At 73.4% G+C, this 20,776-nt stretch carries 25 protein-coding genes; 19 read left to right on the top strand and 6 right to left on the bottom strand.

Translation table 11 applies throughout. The features are described 5' to 3' along the window. Positions 1–15: 15 nt before the first annotated feature. From OHA86_RS16460 to OHA86_RS16450, 3 genes are read right to left on the bottom strand one after another with little or no spacing between them, the layout of a single operon-like run. Entirely contained in the window at positions 16–1,038 is a 1,023-nt protein-coding gene (locus OHA86_RS16460) for a LacI family DNA-binding transcriptional regulator (protein ID WP_329176175.1), read from the bottom strand. A gap of 43 nt (positions 1,039–1,081) precedes the next feature. Continuing rightward, positions 1,082–1,876, bottom strand: a complete 795-nt coding sequence (locus OHA86_RS16455) for a response regulator transcription factor (protein ID WP_329176174.1) — start codon at positions 1,874–1,876, stop codon at positions 1,082–1,084. Next, positions 1,873–2,010 carry a hypothetical protein gene (locus OHA86_RS16450; RefSeq protein ID WP_329176172.1) on the bottom strand — a complete coding sequence of 46 codons (138 nt, stop codon included), beginning with the start codon at positions 2,008–2,010 and terminating at the stop codon, positions 1,873–1,875. The genes OHA86_RS16455 and OHA86_RS16450 overlap by 4 nt, the downstream gene beginning before the upstream one ends. Positions 2,011–2,119: 109 nt before the next feature. Here OHA86_RS16450 and OHA86_RS16445 point away from each other — a divergent pair, with 109 nt between their 5' ends. The 8 genes from OHA86_RS16445 to OHA86_RS16415 all read left to right on the top strand — a co-directional run bounded on the left by OHA86_RS16445 (position 2,120) and on the right by OHA86_RS16415 (position 7,443). Beyond that, positions 2,120–2,947, top strand: coding sequence for an alpha/beta hydrolase (locus OHA86_RS16445; protein WP_329176171.1), 828 nt, complete (start codon positions 2,120–2,122; stop codon positions 2,945–2,947). A 169-nt stretch (positions 2,948–3,116) separates the two neighbouring features. Beyond that, a complete protein-coding gene (locus OHA86_RS16440) occupies positions 3,117–3,383 on the top strand; it encodes a MoaD/ThiS family protein (protein ID WP_329182432.1) in 267 nt (88 codons plus the stop codon). Further along, positions 3,380–4,741, top strand: a complete 1,362-nt coding sequence (locus tag OHA86_RS16435) for a hypothetical protein (protein ID WP_329176169.1) — start codon at positions 3,380–3,382, stop codon at positions 4,739–4,741. Before OHA86_RS16440 ends, OHA86_RS16435 begins: the two co-directional genes overlap by 4 nt. A 115-nt stretch (positions 4,742–4,856) precedes the next feature. After that, positions 4,857–5,558: an LmeA family phospholipid-binding protein gene (locus OHA86_RS16430; protein WP_329176168.1), complete on the top strand. Its 702-nt coding sequence runs from the start codon at positions 4,857–4,859 to the stop codon at positions 5,556–5,558. A 103-nt stretch (positions 5,559–5,661) separates the two neighbouring features. After that, entirely contained in the window at positions 5,662–5,742 is an 81-nt protein-coding gene (locus tag OHA86_RS36095; RefSeq protein ID WP_355342331.1) for a putative leader peptide, read from the top strand. 166 nt (positions 5,743–5,908) lie between these two features. Beyond that, positions 5,909–6,745, top strand: a complete 837-nt coding sequence (locus OHA86_RS16425) for a sulfurtransferase (protein WP_329176166.1) — start codon at positions 5,909–5,911, stop codon at positions 6,743–6,745. A gap of 19 nt (positions 6,746–6,764) precedes the next feature. Beyond that, positions 6,765–7,055, top strand: coding sequence for a DUF1416 domain-containing protein (locus OHA86_RS16420; protein ID WP_329176164.1), 291 nt, complete (start codon positions 6,765–6,767; stop codon positions 7,053–7,055). Between the two features lie 94 nt (positions 7,056–7,149). Further along, the gene (locus OHA86_RS16415; RefSeq protein ID WP_329176162.1) at positions 7,150–7,443 is read left to right on the top strand and encodes a DUF3099 domain-containing protein; all 294 of its coding nucleotides are present in this window, start codon (positions 7,150–7,152) and stop codon (positions 7,441–7,443) included. Positions 7,444–7,462: 19 nt separating this feature from the next. Here OHA86_RS16415 and OHA86_RS16410 read toward each other — a convergent pair whose 3' ends face one another. Further along, positions 7,463–7,825: a DsrE family protein gene (locus tag OHA86_RS16410; protein WP_329176160.1), complete on the bottom strand. Its 363-nt coding sequence runs from the start codon at positions 7,823–7,825 to the stop codon at positions 7,463–7,465. Between the two features lie 157 nt (positions 7,826–7,982). Between OHA86_RS16410 and OHA86_RS16405 the strand changes: the two genes are divergently transcribed. From OHA86_RS16405 to ygfZ, 6 genes are all read left to right on the top strand, one after another. Then, positions 7,983–8,789: a hypothetical protein gene (locus OHA86_RS16405; RefSeq protein WP_329176158.1), complete on the top strand. Its 807-nt coding sequence runs from the start codon at positions 7,983–7,985 to the stop codon at positions 8,787–8,789. Further along, on the top strand, positions 8,786–9,652 hold the full coding sequence (locus OHA86_RS16400; RefSeq protein WP_329176157.1) for a hypothetical protein: 867 nt from the start codon (positions 8,786–8,788) through the stop codon (positions 9,650–9,652). Before OHA86_RS16405 ends, OHA86_RS16400 begins: the two co-directional genes overlap by 4 nt. A gap of 95 nt (positions 9,653–9,747) precedes the next feature. Next, the gene (locus tag OHA86_RS16395) at positions 9,748–10,644 is read left to right on the top strand and encodes a hypothetical protein (RefSeq protein WP_329176155.1); all 897 of its coding nucleotides are present in this window, start codon (positions 9,748–9,750) and stop codon (positions 10,642–10,644) included. Between the two features lie 228 nt (positions 10,645–10,872). Beyond that, the gene (locus OHA86_RS16390) at positions 10,873–11,436 is read left to right on the top strand and encodes an FABP family protein (protein WP_329176154.1); all 564 of its coding nucleotides are present in this window, start codon (positions 10,873–10,875) and stop codon (positions 11,434–11,436) included. Positions 11,437–11,479: 43 nt separating this feature from the next. Then, positions 11,480–11,920, top strand: coding sequence for a Fur family transcriptional regulator (locus OHA86_RS16385; protein ID WP_329176151.1), 441 nt, complete (start codon positions 11,480–11,482; stop codon positions 11,918–11,920). 67 nt (positions 11,921–11,987) lie between these two features. Further along, complete coding sequence (gene ygfZ, locus OHA86_RS16380; RefSeq protein ID WP_329176150.1) at positions 11,988–12,956, top strand: CAF17-like 4Fe-4S cluster assembly/insertion protein YgfZ; 969 nt, start codon at positions 11,988–11,990, stop codon at positions 12,954–12,956. 18 nt (positions 12,957–12,974) lie between these two features. On the opposite strand, the gene dtd is transcribed toward ygfZ, so the two are convergent. Further along, positions 12,975–13,400: a D-aminoacyl-tRNA deacylase gene (dtd, locus tag OHA86_RS16375; protein WP_329176149.1), complete on the bottom strand. Its 426-nt coding sequence runs from the start codon at positions 13,398–13,400 to the stop codon at positions 12,975–12,977. A 377-nt stretch (positions 13,401–13,777) separates the two neighbouring features. On the opposite strand from dtd, the gene OHA86_RS16370 reads away from it, so the two are divergent. The 4 genes from OHA86_RS16370 to OHA86_RS16355 all read left to right on the top strand — a co-directional run bounded on the left by OHA86_RS16370 (position 13,778) and on the right by OHA86_RS16355 (position 17,857). Then, positions 13,778–14,359 carry an RsiG family protein gene (locus OHA86_RS16370; protein ID WP_329176147.1) on the top strand — a complete coding sequence of 194 codons (582 nt, stop codon included), beginning with the start codon at positions 13,778–13,780 and terminating at the stop codon, positions 14,357–14,359. Between the two features lie 157 nt (positions 14,360–14,516). After that, positions 14,517–15,773 (top strand): GNAT family N-acetyltransferase, encoded by a 1,257-nt coding sequence (locus OHA86_RS16365; RefSeq protein WP_329176146.1) that lies wholly within the window; start codon positions 14,517–14,519, stop codon positions 15,771–15,773. A gap of 115 nt (positions 15,774–15,888) precedes the next feature. Continuing rightward, on the top strand, positions 15,889–16,716 hold the full coding sequence (locus tag OHA86_RS16360; RefSeq protein ID WP_329176144.1) for a dihydrodipicolinate synthase family protein: 828 nt from the start codon (positions 15,889–15,891) through the stop codon (positions 16,714–16,716). 94 nt (positions 16,717–16,810) lie between these two features. Beyond that, on the top strand, positions 16,811–17,857 hold the full coding sequence (locus tag OHA86_RS16355; protein ID WP_329176143.1) for an aspartate-semialdehyde dehydrogenase: 1,047 nt from the start codon (positions 16,811–16,813) through the stop codon (positions 17,855–17,857). Positions 17,858–17,992: 135 nt separating this feature from the next. Here OHA86_RS16355 and OHA86_RS16350 read toward each other — a convergent pair whose 3' ends face one another. Continuing rightward, complete coding sequence (locus OHA86_RS16350) at positions 17,993–19,282, bottom strand: M14 family zinc carboxypeptidase (RefSeq protein WP_329176141.1); 1,290 nt, start codon at positions 19,280–19,282, stop codon at positions 17,993–17,995. A 210-nt stretch (positions 19,283–19,492) separates the two neighbouring features. Here OHA86_RS16350 and OHA86_RS16345 point away from each other — a divergent pair, with 210 nt between their 5' ends. Continuing rightward, on the top strand, positions 19,493–20,656 hold the full coding sequence (locus OHA86_RS16345) for a ThiF family adenylyltransferase (RefSeq protein WP_329176139.1): 1,164 nt from the start codon (positions 19,493–19,495) through the stop codon (positions 20,654–20,656). Positions 20,657–20,776 lie beyond the last annotated feature (120 nt).

Genomic DNA, 20,776 nt, shown 5'->3' with positions numbered 1-20,776 from the left:
GCCGGCCGCCGGACCTCAGTGGCAGCCGCAGGACCCGCGGAGCACCAGCCGGGACGGGAACTGCCGCAGCCGCTCCCGCTTGGCACCCGGAACCCGCAGCGAATCGTCGAGCACCGCGTCCACCGCCGCCCGGGCCATGCCCTGCCGGTCGGAGGCCACCGTGGTCAGCGGCGGGTCGGCGAGCGCGGCTTCCTTGACGTCGTCGAAGCCGGCCACGGCCAGCCCCTCGGGGACGTCGATCCGCAGCTCGCGGGCGGCCCGCAGCACACCGATCGCCTGGTCGTCGGTGGCGCAGAAGATGGCGGGCGGCCGGTCCGGTCCCGCCAGCAGGTCGAGCGCGACCTCGTAGGCGTCGTAGCGGTTGTACGGGGCCTGGAAAAGGCGGCCCTCGGTGGACCGCCCGGCTTCCTCCATGGCCCGCCGCCAGCCGACGACGTGATCGGTGACGGGGTCGCCGATCACCGGGGTGACCTCGGTGCCGCCGAGGCAGGCCACATAGTCGTGGCCGTGCTCCAGCAGGTGGCGTACGGCAAGTTGCGCGCCGCCGATGTCGTCGGTGCGCACCGCGATGTCGTCGATGGCCTCGGGCCGTTCGTGCAGCAGCACCACCCGGGCGTCCCAGGCCTCGATCTCGGTGGCCGCGTTGTCGCTGAGGCCCTGGCTGATCAGGATCAGCCCGGACACCCGCATGCCGAGGAAGGCCCGCAGATAGTGGACCTCGCGCTCGTCGAGGTAGTCGGAGTTGCCGACCAGCACCATTTTCCCGCGCTCGGACGCGGCCTGTTCCACCGCGTGCGCCATCTCCGCGAAGAAGGGCTGGCGCGCGTCGGGGACGATCAGGCCGATCAGGTCGGTACGGCGGCTGGCCATCGCCTGGGCCACACGGTCCGGGCGATAGCCGAGCTGCTTGATGGCCGCGAGCACTCGCTCGCGGGTGGCCGGGGCTACCGGCCGGGGTCCGTTGTTGATGACGTAGCTGACGACCGCGGTGGAGGTCCCCGCCAGCCTGGCCACGTCGTCGCGCGTCACCTTGGGCACGTCGGGAAGTCTACGCGTGTCTATCGGCTCGTCACACGGGTCGTCATACGGTCTGTTCAGCGGATGAACGGCTGTCCCGCTGATCGGCGTCCGGCCCGGAGCTGCGGGCGGTTCCGCGGCCCTGCGCGGCCTCGCTGCGGGCGGCCTCCTCGGCGGCCCGCTCGACCTTCTCCGGGGTGACGAAGCGGTAGCCGACGTTGCGCACCGTGCCGATCAGCGACTCGTGCTCCACGCCGAGCTTGGCGCGCAGCCGCCGCACGTGCACGTCCACCGTCCGCGTACCGCCGAAGTAGTCGTAGCCCCACACCTCTTGGAGCAGCTGGGCGCGGGTGAAGACCCGGCCCGGGTGCTGCGCCAGGTACTTGAGCAGCTCGAACTCCTTGAAGGTCAGGTCCAGGACCCGGCCCTTGAGCTTGGCGCTGTAGGTGGCCTCGTCCACCGACAGGTCGCCGTTGCGGATCTCCATCGGGCTGTCGTCGCCGGTGATCTGCTGGCGGCCCATCGCGAGCCGCAGCCGCGCCTCGACCTCGGCCGGGCCCGCGGTGTCGAGCAGGACGTCGTCGATGCCCCAGTCCGCGGTCACCGCGGCGAGTCCGCCCTCGGTGACGACCAGCATCAGCGGGCAGCCGGGGCCGGTCGAGCGCAGCAGCTGACACAGGCTGCGCACCTGCGGCAGGTCGCGGCGGCCGTCGATCAGGATGACGTCGGCGCCGGGGGTGTCCACGAGGGCCGGGCCTTCGGCGGGGGCCACCCGCACGCTGTGCAGGAGCAGCCCGAGCGCGGGCAGCACCTCGGTTGACGGCTGGAGTGCGTTGGTCAGCAGCAGCAGAGAACTCACCGGGGGCTCCCGTCGGTCGTGCGGACATCGAGGGTGTGGTCGAGGACGTTCAGCGCATCGAGACGGACATCGTGGCGGACGTCGCGAGGTGGCGTGACCACCTCGGACCGGTCGGGTGGGTCGGGTTGGCTCATTTCGAACCCCTCCTCGATGCCTGCGAGGACGACATATGTCGTGCAGAAAAGCACGAAAGGACCCGGGGGCGGCATTGCCCAGGTCCTCTTCCACGGAAGAATAGCCCACATGGACACCGCTGCCGAGGCCAAGGACGAGCGTTTCCGTGTTTCCCCGCTCACTTCGGGTGGCCGGAGCGCGGTTCTGTTGACGTCCGACGGCGTACCCGTCGAAGCCGAACACCTGGCCGGAGCCGGTGGAGGACGCGATCTGGCCATCGTGGTCGCGCACGGTTTCAGCGGCGCGCTGGAGCGGCCCGCGGTCCGCAGGGCGGCGGCGGCGCTGCGCGGCAGCGGCGGGGTGCTCACCTTCTCCTTCCGCGGGCACGGCCGCTCCGGCGGACACTCCACTGTCGGCGACCGCGAAGTCCTCGACCTCGACGCGGTGGTGGGCTGGGCCCGGCGGCTCGGGTACGCGCGGGTGGCGGCGGTCGGCTTCTCGATGGGCGCCTCCGTGGTGCTGCGGCACGCGGGCGCGGACCCGGAAGCGGGCCTGTACGGGGTCGACGCGGTGGTCTCGGTCAGCTCGCCCGCCCGCTGGTACTACCGGGGTACGGCGCCCATGCGGCGGCTGCACTGGGCGGTGACCAGGCCCGCGGGGCGGCTGGTCTCCCGGGTCGGCCTCGGTACCCGGATCCACCCCCGCAGGTGGGACCCGGTGCCGCGCTCGCCGGTGGAGTCGGTGCCCTTCATCGTGCCGACACCGCTGCTCATCGTGCACGGCGACCGTGACGCGTACTTCCCGCTCGACCACCCGCGCTCGCTGGCCGCCGCCGCGGGCGAGGACGGCGCCGAGCTGTGGATCGAGCACGGCTTCGGCCACGCGGAGAACGCCGCGGACGCGGCGCTGCTCGGCCGGATCGGTGACTGGCTGACCGCCCGTGTTGGAGTGCGGTGACGCCGACGGTCCATGATGGAGGCGGCCCGTCCGTCCGGTGAACGGCGGCGTACGGGCCCACGACGGAACCGGCCGCGGACGGCGGCGCCGGCGTAGCAGAAGCACCACGCAAGCACGACGAAGGACGAGGGACGGAGCCGCGATGGCTGCAACCGACACGGCCGCGCGCCTGGCGGCGGGCACGATCCGCTACTGGGCCGCCGCCAAGGCCGCCGCGGGCACGGCGGAGGAGCCGTACCGCGCGGCCACGCTCGCCGACGCGCTGGCCGCGGCCCGGCAGCGGCACGCCGGGCAGCCCGACTTCGCCCGGGTGCTGCTGCGCTGCTCCTTCCTGGTCGACGGCCACCCGGTCGGCGCCCGCGCCCACACGCAGGTGCCGCTGCCCGACGGCGGCACGGTCGAGGTACTGCCGCCCTTCGCCGGGGGGTCGGTATGAGCGACCACGGCGACTACGAGTACGGCGACGGATACGGCCAGGCCCAGGGACACAGCCAGGGCCGCGGCCACGACGAGCAGGCGTACGGCGGCGGCGCCGCGCCGTACGGGACCTACGTGCCCGAGCCGCTGCACGCCGCCCCGCCCCCGCAGCACGACCAGGGCGCCTACGGTGCCCCGCCGTCCGGCGGCGACTGGTCCGGGCACGCCGCCGCCCAGGACGGCCAGGGCTACGGCGCCGCGCCCGCGCCCGGGGACGGCTGGGGCGCCACACCGCCCGCCGCGCACCCGTGGACGGCGCCGCAGGAATACCCGCAGGAATACCCGCAGGGCGGCTGGGAGCCCGGCGCGGCCCAGACCGCGTACTCCGGCACCCCCGCCGCCTACGGCGACCCCGCCTACCAGGCCCAGGGCGCCGAGTGGCAGCAGCAGCCGCCCGCGCACGCCTACGCCGACCCGCAGGCGTATCCCGCCGGGCCGCAGGGCGTCGAGCACACCGCCGTGATGCCGGTGATCGAGGACGAGCCCGCCCCGCGGCGGGAGCCGGCCCCGGGCGGCAGGGCGGCCAGGCGGCAGGGCGCGAGGACCGCCCCGGTGCGCGCCGACGGGCGGACCGGCTCGCCGATCATCGCGCCCGGCATCCAGCCCGCCGCCCTCACCGCGGCGCTCGGCCTGCTCCTCGCGGGCGGCGCCGCGCTCGGCAAACCGGGCCTGACGGTCTTCCTGGTGCTGCTCCAGGCGGTCACCGCCGCCGGCTGGTTCCGGCTGAACGGCATGTGGCCCGCCCGGCAGGGCATCGTGCTGGCCTTCCTCGCCGGTGTGACCGCCGACGTGGGCATCCTGGTCGCGGACGGCGGCCACGCGCCCGTGGTGGTCGTCGGCACCCTCGGCGTCTGGCTGCTGTTCGTCCTGGTGCTGCAACTGCGGCACCACGGCAGCGGCGACGAGCGCCTGTCGTCGCTCACCGCGACCTCGGCCTCCACCCTGATCACCGTGCTGGCCTGCGGTTACCTGGCGGCCGCGGTCTCCGGCGCGGGCACCGACCCGGTGGTCGTCGGCGCGGTGGCGGTGGCCGCCGCGACCGTGGTGCGGGCGCTCCCGCTGCCCGGCGAGCCGCTGTCGCTGACGGTCGCCCTGCTGATCGCGGCGGCCAGCGGCGCGCTGACCGGCCAGGCGAACGGCCTCGGCAGCAGCGACGGCATCCTGCTGGCCGCGGCCTGCGGCGGCTGCGCGCTGATCGGCCTGCGGGTGGCGAGCTACGACTTCCCGTCCCGCTTCGTCCACTTCACCGCGGGCGTGGCCCTGCCGCTCACCGCCGCCGCCCCGGTCGTCTACGCTCTGGGCCGGGCCCTGACCTGACCGCTCCCGCGGATCCTCACAGGTAACGGATCGGTGCCACGGGGAACCGCGGACCCTCCGCCGCCCGTCAGGCGTTGCGGAAGTCGCGGGCGGAACGAGTGGGGAGTACGGGCACATGCGAGTGTGGCGGATAGTCCTGGTCGTCGTGGTGGTCCTCGGCGGCCTGTTCGTGGCCGCCGACCGGATCGCGGTCTCGGTGGCGCAGAACAAGGCCGCGGAGCGCGCCCAGGCCACCGAGGGCCTGGACCACAAGCCGTCGGTGTCGATCAAGGGCTTCCCGTTCCTGACCCAGGCCGCCTCGGGCAAGCTGGACGACGTCACGATCAAGGCGAAGGACATCGCGGCGAACGGCGGTGGGGAGACGCTGCGCATCGCGACCTTCAACGCCGATCTGCACGGGGTGAAGTTCTCCAACAGCTACCGCACGGCGGTCGCCGACAGCGCCGACGGAGCCGCCTTCATCACCTACGCCGACCTGTCCAAGGCCGCGCCTCCCGGGGTCAGCGTGTCGTCCGCGGGCACCAGCGCGGACGGCAAGGCGATGGTGAAGCTGACCGGGACCATCCCCGGGATCGGCGTGAAGATCAGCGTGCTCAGCCAGGTGACCGTACGCGGCGCCGACTCGATCGGGCTGCACGCCGAGAACCTGCCCAAGGAGCTGACCGCGCTCGGCCTGGAGGACAACGTCCGGCAGGAGATCGACTTCGTGCGGCAGCTGACCCACCTGCCGTCCGGGATCTCGCTGACCTCGCTGACCACCTCGCCGGAGGGCATATCGGTGGCGGCCGGCGGAAAGCATGTCGTCCTCGCCGGCTGAGATCGGACGGCAAGAGAACGCATGCCCGCCATGCGGACAATCTTGTCTCGCCATGTGACACGACGGTGACACCTACGGGTTCATTTCCCTACGATCGGGACTCATGAAGCGACAGGCGGATCTCACGAAGCGGCGGGCAGTCGACCTGTGCCGCGTCGCCGCCATGCTCTGTCGCATGCCCTAGGGGCGGCAGCTCCCCCGTGCCGATGCCGGCCGCGAGGCCCCGGCGCAGCCTGACTGCCCCGTGCCGTGGAGCGCCGACAGGGCCGCTCGACCGCACCTCACCGCACCGCACCGCCCTCAGCGTGTCGCGCAACCGCACCATCCGTACTGCCCCGGAGGAGAACAGCATGAGCCGCAGTGACGTCCTGGTCGACGCCGAATGGGTCGAGGCCCACATCGACGACCCCAAGGTGGTCATCGTCGAGGTGGACGAGGACACCTCGGCGTACGACAAGAACCACATCAAGAACGCCGTCCGCATCGACTGGAAGAAGGACCTCCAGGACCCGGTCCGCCGCGACTTCGTGGACCAGGCCGGCTTCGAGGCGCTGCTGTCCGCCAAGGGCATCGCGAACGACGACACCGTCGTCCTCTACGGCGGCAACAACAACTGGTTCGCGTCCTACGCGTACTGGTACTTCAAGCTCTACGGCCACGAGTCGGTCAAGCTGCTCGACGGCGGCCGCAAGAAGTGGGAGCTGGACTCCCGCGACCTGGTCGCCGCCGTCCCCGAGCGCGCCGCCACCGAGTACAAGGCGAAGGCCCAGAACACGGCGATCCGCGCCTTCCGTGACGACGTCGTCGCCGCGATCGGCACGCTGAACCTGGTCGACGTCCGCTCGCCCGACGAGTTCTCCGGCAAGCTGCTCGCCCCGGCCCACCTCCCGCAGGAGCAGTCGCAGCGTCCCGGCCACGTGCCGAGCGCCCGCAACATCCCGTGGTCGAAGAACGCCAACGACGACGGCACCTTCAAGTCCGACGCCGAGCTGGTCAAGCTCTACCAGGACGAGAGCGTGGACCTGGCCAAGGACACCATCGCGTACTGCAGGATCGGCGAGCGCTCCGCGCTGACCTGGTTCGTGCTGCACGAGCTGCTCGAGCAGGACAACGTCAAGAACTACGACGGCTCGTGGACCGAGTACGGCTCGCTCGTCGGCGTGCCGATCGAGCTCGGCGCCAACTGAACCCCGGAGGTATCACCGTATGTGTGGAGCGAAGGCCGGCGGGCCCGACCTGGCAGGAGTTGACGTGGCGAACGAGACCATCATCCAGGGTTCTGTGACCCGCGACGGCGAGCCCGTCAGCGGATACGTACGACTGCTGGACGGCGGCGGCGAGTTCACCGCGGAGGTGCCGACCTCGGCGACCGGGCAGTTCCGCTTCTTCGCGGCGCCCGGCACCTGGACGCTGCGCGCGCTGGTTCCCGGCGGCACGGTGGACCGCACGGTCGTCGCCCAGCAGGGCGCGGCGGCCGAGGTGGCCATCGCCGTGTGACGACGGCACACAGCTCGCAGGGCCGTACCCCGCGCAAGGGGGTGCGGCCCTCCGAGCTGTTTCGGTATCCGCCTGGCGGACGTACCGTTGAGATGTGGACGCACGACGCCGTCATCGCTATTTCGCCATGATGGGCACCTGCGTGGTGCTGTTCGTCATGGCATGGGCGGTCGTACGCCTCTGGTCGGTGCCGGCCGCCATCGCGATGTGCTTGGTGGCCATGGTCATCCCCCCGGTCGCGGCGATCGTCGGCAACCGACGTGGCCCGAACGAGCGGTGGTTCGACGAACCACCGGACAAGGGTTCTGACGCCGGCACCGGAGACCCGGAGTCCGACGCGTGGTGGGACGAGCTGGAGGGCAAGAACCGCAAGGACCGCCGCAGATGAACCCGGGCCGCCGCCGCTCTCAGTAGACCAGGGCCTGCACACCGTCCGGCATGATCTCGCTGACGAAGAGCTGGGCCCCGGCGATCCGCACCCCCTTGACGACGTCCTTCTCGGTGATGTCACGGCGGGCCGCGCACTGACTGCACAGGGTGACAGTCCCCCCGGCCAGCACGCCCTCGATCAGGTCCGGCAGCGGCGCCGCGTGCGGCAGCTCGAACTGCGCCGCCCGGCCCGGCAGCGCGAACCACGCCGACTCACCCGTGAGCCACAGCGACACCTCCACCCCGCTGGCCACCGCCACCGCCGCCACCGTGAAGGCCTGCGAGCACCGCTCGGGCGCGTCCGCGCCCGCCGTCACCTTGATCACGAGCTTCTTCGCCATCCGCCCAGCGTAGGGGGTGCATGGTTGTGTCGCAGGTCACGTTCCACGGGTCGGAAACAGTTACGGATACGGCGAGTCAGCTGGACATAATACGAGTCCGCGTGCGACTGGTCGCACGTGTGTGCGTCTTTTCGCCCGGGGGGGCTTCGTGGAACGGATGGACGGCGAAACACGCCGTGAAGAGGGTCAGGGCCGGGACGCGGTCCCGCTGTTCGAACCGGAACTCGTATCGGCCTCGGTGGCTCCGCCGCCGGAGCCGTACCGGCCGATGGCCCGCCGCCGGCTGGCCCTGGTCGTCGCCGCGGCGGCGGTGCTCGGCATCCTGGCCGGCGCGGGCGCCGGCTACCAGGTGCAGCGCGGCCGCACGCCCACCCCGCTCCCGCCGCTGGTCGCGGCGGCGCCCGTCCAGCCCGTGGGCGCGGCCCCGGACCGGCCCGCGCCCAAGGCGGCCGACGACCGCGACGCGGTCTACGACGGCAACCTGCTCAAGCTGCTGCTGCCCACGCCCAAGGGGGCCAAGGAGACGGCGCGCGACTGGCGCACCCAGGCCGACCTCGCGGACGACTACGTCAGCTCGGAGGACATCTTCACCGAGCTGGGCGACAAGGGTTTCCGCCGGGCCGCCGAGGCCCGCTGGTCGGTGGGCAAGGCCGAGTTCACCGACACCGCGGTCACCCTCACGCAATTCCGCGACGACGAGGACCTGAACACCGCCGACATGCTGCGCGAGCGCGAGTACAGCGACGGCGCCCACCAGAGCTACGGCACACCCGTCCCCGGCACGCTCGACGGCGAGGTCCGGCCCTCCGCGCAGCCGTACGACGAGGGCGACGTGAAGGTCTACGTCGGCCAGGGCATGGCCAGGGTCGGCAACATCCTCGTCGAGGTCTACGTGTCCGGGGTCCGCCCGGTGTCGAGGAACGCCGTCATGTCCGTGATCACGAAGCAGCTGGAGCGGATGTGACCGAGCAGAATCCGGGGCCCTTGCCCGAGCCCCAGCCCTGGTACCCGCCCGCCCCCGTGCCCGCGCCGCCGGGACGGCCGCCGCGGCGGACCGCGCTGCTGGTGGCCGGGGCGCTCGTGGCCGCCGCCGCGCTGGGCGGCGGCGGTTACGCCCTGTCCGGCGGCGGTGACGGCAGCGACGGCGGGCCCGCGGCCCTGGCCACGCACCCGCCCGCTCCAACCGCGACCAGGGCGTACGGCGTGACGGCCGGCGGCACCCACTACGGCGACCTCGGCGAACTGCTGCTCCCGCGGCCGGAGAACCTGCGCCCGGGCCCCGACTTCCTCCAGTACGGCAACGACACGGTGCTGGACGCCGCCGAGGCCAAGCAGATGACCGAGGGCGGCGACGGCGGTGCCGAGCTCAGCGCGAAGGAGCGCAAGCAGGCCGACGCCGCGCTGGACGCCATGCACATCAAGGGCGCGGCCCTGCGGACCTTCCGCGGCCTGGGCACGGGCCAGGTCTACACGGTCACGATCGTGCAGGTGGGCAACAAGCCGGCCGCCGGGACGGGCCCCGAGGCCTTCCGCAGGCTCAGCGAGTCCAGCGACTTCTTCCGCACCGGCCCGAAGATCCCCGGCCACCCGCACGCGGTGTGCGTACTGCCGGACAGCGACGCCGGTGGCGACAGCGATGACGACGATGACGACGATGACGACAGCGACGAGGCCGACTGGCTCGACACCATGTACTGCCAGGCGACCGAGGGGGATCTGATGGTCCAGTTCGAGGCCACGGGACCGGCCCCGCTCCAGGAGGACGAGGCCGTGCAACTGGTGACCAAGCAGCTCGACCGCGTCCAGGCGCCGGGGGAGGGAGTCTGATGCCCGACGTCTCCGAGCCCCCTGCGGCCCCCTCCGAGCCCGCAGCGTCGGCCGCGCCCACGCCCGGGCCCGCAGCGGTGTCCGGGCCTGAGCCCGTGGCCGCCCCTGAGTCTGTCGCCGGACCCGCGCCCGCCGCCGGACCCCGGCCGCTGCCGGAGCCCCTTCCCGCGAGCGTCCCGGCGGCGCCTCCGTATCCGCCGCCGCTGCCCGCGTACGCGCCGCAGGCCGTCGCCCGGCCAGGCGGGGTGAGCCCGCGGGTGCGGGTCGCGCTGCGCTGGACCTCCGTGCTGCTGGTCTTCGCCGTGTTCGGCGCCGGGACGGCCTACGCCGTGACACGCCCGGAGCGTACGAAGATCCCCGGCTTGAAGACGCCGGACGACGGACGCTGGAGGTATCCGCAGGTCGCGCTGCCGAAGCTGCCCGCGCGCAAGCCGCGCCCGCTGGACGCCGCCCTCAACCCGGGCGGCGTCCACTACGCCGATGTGCGGTCGCTGCTGCTCGCGCCGCCCGGGCGGGCCGTGAACGACCCGGCCTTCCCCGGCACGACGGGCTGGCTGACGGTGGCCGCGTTCCTCAAGGTGCGGGTGGGCGGCGGCGGCTCGCAGCAGGAGCTGTTCCTCAAGGAGCAGGGCCTGCGGCATGTCGCGGGCCGCGCCTGGACGATGCCGGACGGCACCAGGACCGAGGTGTATCTGGCGCAGTTCATCAGCGCGGGATACGCCACGTACTACGACCAGGACGCCGACCTCAAGCCGATCGACGGCGTCACCACCGACCGCCTCGACACCGGCCTCGCGGACCGCACGGTCCCCAGGGGTGTGAAGGTGGCCGGCTACGACGAGACCGCGCCCTACGGCGACAGCATGACCCGTTACGCCTTCCTGGTCGCGGGCGACACGGTGGCGCTGGTCCGCCAGACCCGCAAGGGCGGCGAGGTCCCGGAGCAGGCCTTCCGGCAGACCGTACGGCTCCAGGCGCAGCTGCTGGGCTGAGCCGCGCGGACGTGCGGCGCCCGGACGAGCCGCACGTCACGCGGCCTGGCCGCGCCCGCGCGAGGGCCGCGCACTAGACTTGTGCGCGGCCCTGCCCGCTGCCCTCGCGAGGAGCACGACCCGTGCACATTGAGTACTACTACGACGCCCTGCTCGTGCTGGTCTGCGTCGGCGTCGCCGCGTTCGCCTTCTACGCGGTGAAGAAGCTCTACCAGGGCCAGCGCTGACATGATCGAGATCCCGTCCGACCTGCACCCCGACCTCGTACCGCTGGCGTTCCTGCTCGGCCGGTGGGAGGGCGCGGGCGTGTACGACTTCCCGGGCTCGGAGAAGTGCAACTTCGGGCAGTCGGTCGCCTTCACCCACGACGGCCGGCCGTTCCTCGAATACGTCTCCCACACCTGGGTGCTGGACGCCGAGGGCAAGAAGGTCAGGCCGCTGGAGACCGAGAGCGGCTACTGGCGGATCGGCAAGGACCGCGAGGTCGATGTCACCACCACCCGGGACGAGGGTGTCGTGGAGATCTGGACCGGCGAGCTGGCCGAGGGCAAGCCGCAGATCGACCTGGTCACGGACGCGGTCGCCCGGCTGCCCTCCGCCCCCGAGTACAGCGGCGGCAAGCGGCTGTACGGCTATGTGAACAGCGACCTGATGTGGGTCGGCGAGAAGGCCACCCCGGCGATTCCGCTGCGCCCGTACATGTCGGCCCATCTGAAGAAGGTCGTGGACCCGCGCGAGTGGGTCGCCGACCTCAAGGACCTGCCCGACGACGGCATCGCCTTCTTCAAGTAGCCGCACGGGCCGTCCGCCCGGTGAATCGACCTACACTGGCCGGGTGGTCACCACCGACTGGAAGACCGACCTCCGCCGGCGCGGCTACCGGCTGACGCCGCAGCGGCAGCTGGTGCTGGAAGCTGTCGAGTGCCTGGAGCACGGCACACCCGACGGCATCCTGTGCGAGGTGCGCAAGACCGCCTCCGGGATCAACATCTCCACCGTCTACCGCACGCTGGAGCTGCTGGAGGAACTGGGCCTGGTCAGCCACGCCCACCTCGGACACGGGGCGCCCACCTACCACCTCGCGGACCGGCACGACCACATGCACCTGGTCTGCCGGGACTGCGACGCGGTCACCGAGGCGCATGTGGAGCTGGCGGCGCCGCTCATGGCGGAGCTCCAGGCGGAGTTCGGCTTCGAGACCGACATGAAGCACTTCGCGATCTTCGGCCGCTGCCGGGACTGCTCGGCGAAGGCGGCCGGCTCCTCGGCCGGGTGACCTCCGTCCGGCCGGTCCTGGCCGCCGGATCCGGTCATACGAGCGGCCTGGTCGTAGTCTTGACGACATGACGAAGAGCCCTTTGCTGTCGCTGCCCGGCGCTGTCGCCGCGGAAGGCCCTGACGAAGGGGTGGCCGCGCATTACGGCGACCTCTTCCGCGAGCAGCGCGCGCTCGCGGACGGCAGCGGTTTCGTGGACCTCTCGCACCGCGGTGTGGTGACGGTCACCGGTGCCGACCGGCTGGCCTGGCTGCATCTGCTGCTCACCCAGCACGTGGAGAACCTGCCGGCCGGACAGGCCACGGAAGCGCTCGTCCTGTCCGCGCACGGCCATATCGAGCACGCCCTCTACCTGGTCGACGACGGCGCCACCACCTGGATCCACGTCGAGCCCGGCACGCAGGGCGCGCTGCTGGCGTACCTGGAGAGCATGAAGTTCTTCTACCGGGTCGAGACCGCCGACGCGTCGGAGCAGTACGCCCTGGTGTATCTCCCCGCCGGGTCCATCGCCGGGACGCCCGCGGAATGGGTCGTGCGGGAGACGCCGTACGGGCGGGAGGTCTTCGTGCCGCGCGAGGGCCTTGAGGACTTCGCCGCGCAGGCGGGGCCGCCGATCGGGGTGCTCGCGCACGAGGCGCTGCGGATCGAGGCGCACCGGCCGCGGCTCGGCCTGGAGACCGACCACCGGACCATCCCGCACGAGCTGGGCTGGCTGGACACGGCCGTGCACTTGCAGAAGGGCTGCTACCGCGGCCAGGAGACGGTCGCCCGGGTGCACAATCTGGGCCGCCCGCCGCGCCGGCTGGTCTTCCTGCACCTGGACGGCAGCGACGTACGGTTGCCGGGCCACGGCGCCGAGGTGCGGGTCGCGGCGGAGGGCGGGGACGGCCGGGCGGTCGGCATCATCACCTCGTCGGCCCGGCACTGGGAGCTGGGCCCGATCGCGCTCGCGGTCGTCAAGCGCAACACCCCGCAGGACGCGACACTGATCGCCGAGGACACCGCGGCCACCCAGGAGACGGTCGTCGCGCCCTGAGCGGCCGCGCTCCAGGTCCTACAGGTCGATGACGACGGTGAAGGGCCCGTCGTTGGTGAGCGACACCTTCATGTCGGCGCCGAAGATCCCGGTCTCCACGGTCGCGCCCAGCGCGCGCAGTTGGGCGACGACCTCGTCCACCAGCGGCTCGGCGACCTGCCCGGGCGCCGCGGCGTTCCAGGTGGGGCGGCGGCCCTTGCGGGCGTCACCGTAAAGCGTGAACTGGCTGATCACCAGCAGCGGTGCCGCGATGTCGGAGCAGGACTGCTCGTCGGGCAGGACGCGCAGGCTCCACAGCTTGCGGGCCAGCGCCGCCGCCTTCGCCGGGGTGTCGTCGTGCGTCACCCCGACCAGGACGCACAGCCCGGGTCCGCCGATGGCGCCCACGGTCCGCCCGTCGACCACGACCTTCGCCTCGCTCACCCGCTGGGCCACCGCACGCATGCGGCCATTGTGGCGTGCGCGGAGGCGCCGCCGGTACGCGGGTGGCGCGGTGGTGCTCCCCGCCCGGGTGCCGAGCCGGGCGGGGAGCGGGCGGCGGTCGTACGCGGGCGGCTCCGGCGCGACGGCGGGGCGCGTACGGGATCCGGCGCACGCCGCTTCGGCCGCCTCGCACAACTGTCGCGACGGCCGTTCGGGTGCAGAGTCGCTGCGGGGTGCCGGGGGCAAGTGGCAGCATCGACAGCAGGATCCCCGCGCGCGGCCTGCTGCGGACGGGGGACGACAGGCATGATCACATCCGGCGCTGGACAGGCTCCCGGCACCGCCGCCGCTGTGCCGGCGGTGCCATCCCCCCGCCACCCACCAGGAAGGGCCACCGCATGCTCAAGGCCGACGCACCAGGGCCGTTCCGCCCGCCCGCACCCCGCGGTCCGCTGGCGGACACCCCGGCAGCCGACCTGGGCGACCTCGACCTGGCGGCGCTGCGCACCCTGCGCAGGGACGCCCAGCGCGAGGAGGCCGACCTGTCGTATCTGCGCCGGCTGCTGCACGGGCGGATCGACATCCTGCGGGCCGAACTGAGCCGCAGGGCCGGGGCCGGCGGGGTGCCCGGCACCCCGGGAGGACCGGAGGCGCCGGTCCTCGACCGGCTCCCGGAGATCCTGACCGACGGCCCCTCCCTGGTCCGCTCCTCCGCCCGGCACGTCACCCTCGGCACCCCGCTGACCGCGCGGGTGCAGCGGCTCGCCGCCGACATCCTCGCCGAGGTCGAACTGTCCGACCTCGAGGCCCGCACCGACCCGGAGCTGCGTGCCGCGATGGGCCGGCTGGCCCGGCACGAGCAGCAGGTGTCGGGCCGGCGGCACCGCCTCCAGCAGACCGTCGACGGCTGCTCGGCGGAGATCACCCGGCGCTACCGCGAGGGCGAGGCGCACATCGACGACCTGCTGTCGGACGGCTGAACACCCGTCGTCGGCGGGTTGGTTCGCCGCATCCGGCCGCATCCGGCCGCCCCCGGCCGCCCCCGGCCGCCTCCGTCCGCGTACCGCCGCGGGGTCCGCGCCCGCCCGGGAGATTAACCGGATGCGATCCGCGCGGGCGGCTGCGTAACGTGCGGACATGGGTCTTGAACTGCGCACGCTCGCCGAGTCCGACGTCGACAGCTGGGTCAGGGCGGTGCACACCGGCTTCCACCGGTCGCTGACCATCAGCGCCGAGGAAATCGCGCTGGTGCGGCCGAACTACGACCTGGACCGCACCCGCGGCGCCTTCGACGGGGACCGCTGCGTGGCCACCTTCCGCAGCATGGCGCGCGACCTGACGGTGCCGGGCGGCGGCTCGGTGCCCGCCTCCGCGGTGACCAACGTGGCCGTGACCGCCACCCATCGCCGCCGGGGCCTGGCCTCCCGGCTGATGGCCGCCGACCTGGCCGACGCGAAGGAGCGCGGCGAGGCGGTGTCGATCCTGATCGCCGCCGAATACCCGATCTACGGGCGGTACGGCTACGGCCCGGCGACCTGGGTCACCGACTGGGAGATCGACCTGCCCCGGGCCGCGCTCGACAGCCGTTACGCGGGTCCCGACCCGGCCGAGGGCACCGTCGACCTGATCAGCGCCGAGGAGGCGCGCACGGCAGGTCCCGCCCTGCACGAGCGGGTCCGCACCCTTACCGCCGGTGCCATCAACCGCACCGCCGACTGGTGGAACCGCGCCACCGGTGCGACCGTCCTGCCCTCCTTCAGCTACAGACAGCCCTTCTTCCTCGTCCACCGCGACGCGGCCGGCGGGATCGACGGCATGGCCGCGTACCACGTCAACGACCCGTACTGGCCGGGCAAGCTGCCCAACGCCGAGGCCGAGGTGCTCTGGCTGCTCGCCGCCACCCCGGCCGCCGACGCGGCCCTGTGGCGCTATCTGCTCTCCCTCGACTGGATCGTGCGGCTCAAGTCGGGCCACCGCCCGCCGGACGACATCCTCCCGCTGCTGCTCGGCGACCCCCGCGCCGCCCGCACCGAGACCTACGCCGACTTCATGTGGCTGCGGCTGCTCGACGTCCCGGCCGCCCTGTCCGCCCGCGGCTACGCCCCGCTGGCCGCCGACCTCGTCCTGGACGTCCGCGACCCGGCGGGCCTGGCCGGCGGCACCTTCCGGCTGGAGACCGCTCCCGGGGTCGCGCCCCGCTGCACCTCCGCGCCGGCCGCGGCCCCGGACCTGACCCTCGACGTCGCGACCCTGGCCCGGCTCCATCTGGGCGACGAGTCCGCGCTGCGCCTCGCCGCCCTGGGCCTCGTGGCCGAGCACGCCCCCGGCGCGGCCACCACCGCCGACCACCTCTTCCGCACCCCGCGCCGCCCGTGGTGCCCCGAGGTCTTCTGAAGCGTTCCGGAGGCGCTCCGAGGGTGTTCCGAGCAGTCAATACAGTGATGCTTAATGGTTTGGTGTACGACGTTTAACTGGACCTACCGCATCGCGCCGGGTGAGACTCGCCCTCATGACCCCAGCGCTGTACGTACCGCTCATCACCCCGTTCACCGCGGCCGGCGGTGTCGCCTGGGACGCGCTCGAAGCGCTGGCCGGGGAGATCCTGGCGGGCGGGGCGCACGGGCTGGTGGTGCTCGGCACGACCGGGGAGCCGGAGAGCCTGGACGGGCCGGAGCGGGAGCGGGCCGTCGAGCTGATCGGAGGGGTGTGCCGGGCGGCCGGGGCGCGCTTCGTGGTCGGGGTGGGGGACGGGCGGCGCGCACCGGGGGAGTGGGCGGCGGCGCCGGACGCGCTCCTGGCGACGGTGCCGGCGTTCGTCCGCCCGGGTGAAGCCGGGGTCGTCGCGCACTTCACCGCGCTCGCCGCGCGCGGCCCCGTACCGCTGCTCGTCTACCACGTCCCCTACCGCACGGGGCAGCCGCTCACCGCCCGCGCGCTGCGGGAGCTGGCCGCGATCCCGGGGGTGACCGGGGTGAAGTACGCGGTCGGCGGCATCGACGCCGAGACCGTCGACCTGCTCGGCGACCGCCCGGCCGGCTTCGACGTGCTCGCCGGCGACGACGTCTTCGCGCCCGCGCTGCTCGCCCTCGGCGCCACCGGCGCCGTACTGGCCTCCGCCCACCTGGACACCGCCGCGTGGGCCGAGCTGGCCGCCACCGGCGACCGCGCGCTCGGCCACCGGCTCGCCGCGCGGGCCGCCGCGCTCTTCCGGGAGCCGAACCCGACCGTGATCAAGGCCGCGCTGCACGCCCAGGGCCGCATCCCGACCCCGGACGTACGGCTGCCGCTGCTGCCCGCGAGCCCGCGGTCGCTGGCCGCGGTACGTCTCGGCACCTGAAACCATTCGCCGCCCGGCCGCCGCTGCGGTGATACTCGAACGGGCGGGACACCCAGCGCCACGGACGGGCGCGACCAGATCGGAGAGAGACCGCATGAGGATCGGAATCGTCGGAGCGACCGGGCAGGTCGGCGGAGTCGTACGCAAGGTGCTGGCCGAACGCGAATTCCCGGTGACGGAGCTGCGGCTCTTCGCGTCGGCGCGGTCCGCGGGCCGCACCCTGCCGTGGGCCGGGGCGCCGGGCGGCGAGGTCACCGTCGAGGACGCCGGTACCGCCGACTACACCGGCCTCGACATCGTGATCTTCTCGGCCGGCGGCGCCACCAGCCGCGCCCTCGCGGAGAAGGTCGCGGGCCAGGGCGCCGTCGTGATCGACAACTCCTCCGCCTGGCGGCGCGACCCCGACGTCCCGCTCATCGTCTCCGAGGTCAACCCGCACGCCCTGGCCGACCGCCCCAAGGGCATCATCGCCAACCCGAACTGCACCACCATGGCCGCGATGCCGGTGCTGCGCCCGCTGCACGAGGAAGCCGGCCTGGTGGCCCTGGTCGCCACCACCTACCAGGCGGTCTCCGGCTCCGGCCTCACCGGCGTGGCGGAACTGCACGGGCAGGCCCGCCAGGTCACCGAGAACGCCGACCGGCTCACCTTCGACGGCGACGCGGTCGACTTCCCGGCCCCCGCCGTCTACGCCCGGCCCATCGCCTTCAACGTCGTCCCGCTCGCCGGGTCCATCGTGGACGACGGCAGCTTCGAGACCGACGAGGAGCAGAAGCTGCGGCACGAGTCGCGCAAGATCCTGGACATCCCCGACCTCAAGGTGTCCGGCACGTGTGTCAGGGTGCCGGTCTTCTCCGGGCACTCCCTCCAGGTCAACGCCAGGTTCGCGCGCCCGCTGAGCGTCGAGCGGGCGTACGAGCTGCTGGCGCGGGCGCCGGGCGTGGAGATCTCGGAGATCCCCACGCCGCTCCAGGCCGCGGGCCGCGACCCGTCCTACGTCGGCCGGATCCGCCGTGACGAGACGGTCGACAACGGCCTGGCCCTCTTCCTGTCCAACGACAACCTCCGCAAGGGCGCCGCGCTGAACGCGGTGCAGGTCGCCGAACTCGTCGCGGCCGAGCTGGCCGCCGCGGTGAGCTAGGCGGTTCGGCTCCGGCAGTGCCGCTCGCCGCGGGCGGCCGTTCTCCCGCCGTCGTGGCCGGTCGCACAGTTCCCCGCGCTCCTGCGGGGCACGTGTCGGGTCGTCCCGGGACGCGAGGAGGCCGCCCGGGGGCGGTCAGCCCGCGAGCAAGCGGAAGGCGGCGAGCACCGTCTCGGTCTGGAGATCGACCTGGACCGGGACGGGGAGCCAGGTCAGGCCGTGGCCGGCGGCCAGCTCCGCCGCCCAGCGGGCCAGCCGCCGCTCGCCCGCGGCCTGCAGCCGTACCACCTCCGCGGACTCGGACGAGGCCGCCAGCAGCTGGAGCAGCATCCCGGCCGTGCGCAGGGACATCCGGCGGGCCGCGATGTCGAGCGCGTGCAGGTGCGCACGCGACAACCGCACCGGCGACGGATGCATCCCCTCCCACTCGTCGGCCACCCGCGGACCCATCGTGACCAGCCCTTCCACGATCCGCAGCAGGCGCGCCGCGTCCTCGCCGGCCGGCAGGAACGGCCGGACCTCGGCGAGCGTCGCCCGGCTCAGGCCCGACTGGTGCCGCAGCAGGACCGCGAGGTCGGCCAGCGCGCGGGCCGGGTCGGGGTGCGGGCTGGTGTCCGAGACGCCGGGACTCGCCCACATCGGCACCTCGAACAGCGCGGTCATCCCGCCGTACGCGTGCGGCCGTATCCAGGTGGACCTGCTGACGTCCTCGGGCAGGCTGTCGAACTGGGCGCGTTCGCCCGGCTCCGGCATGAGGTAGACACCGGGACCCGACGCCTGCCAGTAGAGGGCGTCGTAGGTGCCGGTCTGCACGGGCACGTCCCGCTCCGCGGAGATCTTGCCGAGCGGTTCCGCGAGCCCCGGCAGGTCGCGGGTGAGCTGGATCCAGCTGCCGCCGATGTCGTTGCCGTGCAAGGAGCACTGGAGGACCGGGCGCAGCTCGTCGATGAGCCGGATCAGCGCCTCGGACTCGGGGAGCTGGTCCCCGGGCGGGCGGATCGACGGCGCCCATTCGGGCTGTTCGTCGGCGGGCGGCCGGTACGCGTGCCGGAAGTGCTTGGCCGGGGTGCGCCGGACGACCGGACCCTTCTCGCTGCGCAGGGTGCCGTCGGGGTCGAGGCACAGCAGGAAATGCCAGGCCGCGCCCGCGCCGACGTGCAACTGGGGGTCGAGCGCCACCCGTTCCGCGATACGCAGCGCGCTGGCCGCCCCGACCCGTTCGTCGGAGTGCGGTCCCGCGACCACCAGGATGTTGCGCACCCGCGGCCGGTCGAGGCCGACCGTGAGCAGATACAGCGGGCGGCCCTCCCGCGACCGGCCGACCACCCGCAGGGTGCAAAGACCCGGACGGAAACGGACGAACGCGGAGGCCGCTGCCACGACCCCCGCGACGCCCGGATACGCGTCGACCGTGGAATGACTCACGTTCCGTTGGAGTTGCTGTCGCCCGTCGTCTCCTTCTTGTCCAGCTGCCGTATGACGATGGTGCTCGCCATGGTGCCTCCCCTCCTCGTTCAAGTCGCCTACTGCGCAAGGGAGTTGGCTCTTCACCCCGGTCACTCCGATGCCTTGTCAGAGTCCGGCGGCACGGCGACAGTGTCAAGGGAGCACGATGGGGCAAGGGGGGCGGCCCGGATGACGGCGCTGTCGGAGGCGGAATCCGGGGGCGCGGAGGCGCAGTTGCGCCGGCCGCGGATCAAACCCGAGCACCGGGCGTACCGCACGGTCGACGGCAACGTCAGGATCGGCAGCGTCATCTACGGCATCGGCGCGGAGATCGCCGACCCGGACGGCTGGATCTGGACGCTCACCGAACTCATGGACGGCACCCGCAGCGGTCCGGGGATCGCCGCGGAGGTCGCCGCGCTGCACCCGGCCGCCGTCAAGCCCGAGACGGTCGGCAGGGCCATCGAGGAACTGCGGCAGGCCGGCTTCGTGGAGGACGCGGCGGCCCCGCTGCCGCCGGGCCTCGCGGAGCGCGACCCGCTGCGGCACGCCCGCGGGGTCGCGCTGCTGCGCTGGATGGACCTCAGCCCGCGCGCCAGCCCCTGGCAGGCCCAGCTGCGATTACGCCACGCCCGCGCCCTGGTGCTCGGCGTCGGCGGTACGGGGGGCGCCGCCGCGCAGATCCTCACCGCCGCGGGCGTCGGGCGGCTGCACCTGGTGGACCCCGACACCGTCGAACTGTCCAACCTCAACCGCCAGTTGATCTACGGCGAGGCCGACATCGGGCACCCCAAGGCCGATACGGCGGTGGCCGCGCTGCGCGCCCTGAACTCCGATGTGACCGTCACGGGCGAACGCCGGGAGATCCGCGGCCAGGACGACCTCGCCGCACTGATCGCCGAAGGCCCGCCGTACGACCTGCTGGTGCTCGGCGCCGACCGCCCGCCGGAGATCCGCCGCTGGGCGAACCGGGTCTGCCTGGCCGCGAACCTCCCCTGGGTGGAGGGCGGTTACCGCGGCCCGCTGGTCACCGCGGGCGTCCACGTCCCCGGTTCCGGGCCGTGCTGGGAGTGCCAGCGGGCCGGCGAGTCCGAGCGCCGCGACCTGCGGCTCGCACCGGGCCAGGACGAGGCGGCCGCGTCGCCCCGGATGCCGTGGAATCCGGCGAGCGCGGTGACCGCGACCCTGTCCGGCACCCTGGTCGCCCACGCCGCCGTCGCCCTGCTCACCGGCGTCCCCCCGATGCGCCCCGGCTTCCGCTACGGCATCAACCTGATGTCGCTCGGCGACCCCGTGCTCCAGCGCCACCCACGCCGCCCCGACTGCCCGGCCTGCGGCGGGGCGGCCTCGTAGACCAGGGGTCAGGACAGCCGGGCGTGGGCGGGGTCAGGAGCGCCGGGCCGCAGACCGGAGACCCCGTGGACCAGGGGTCAGGACAGCCGGGCCGTGTGCCGGGTCCATCCCGTGGACGGA

This window comes from Streptomyces sp. NBC_01477 (genome assembly GCF_036227245.1).
Taxonomy (GTDB): Bacteria; Actinomycetota; Actinomycetes; order Streptomycetales; family Streptomycetaceae; genus Actinacidiphila.
This window is presented reverse-complemented; position numbering and strand designations above follow the sequence as displayed.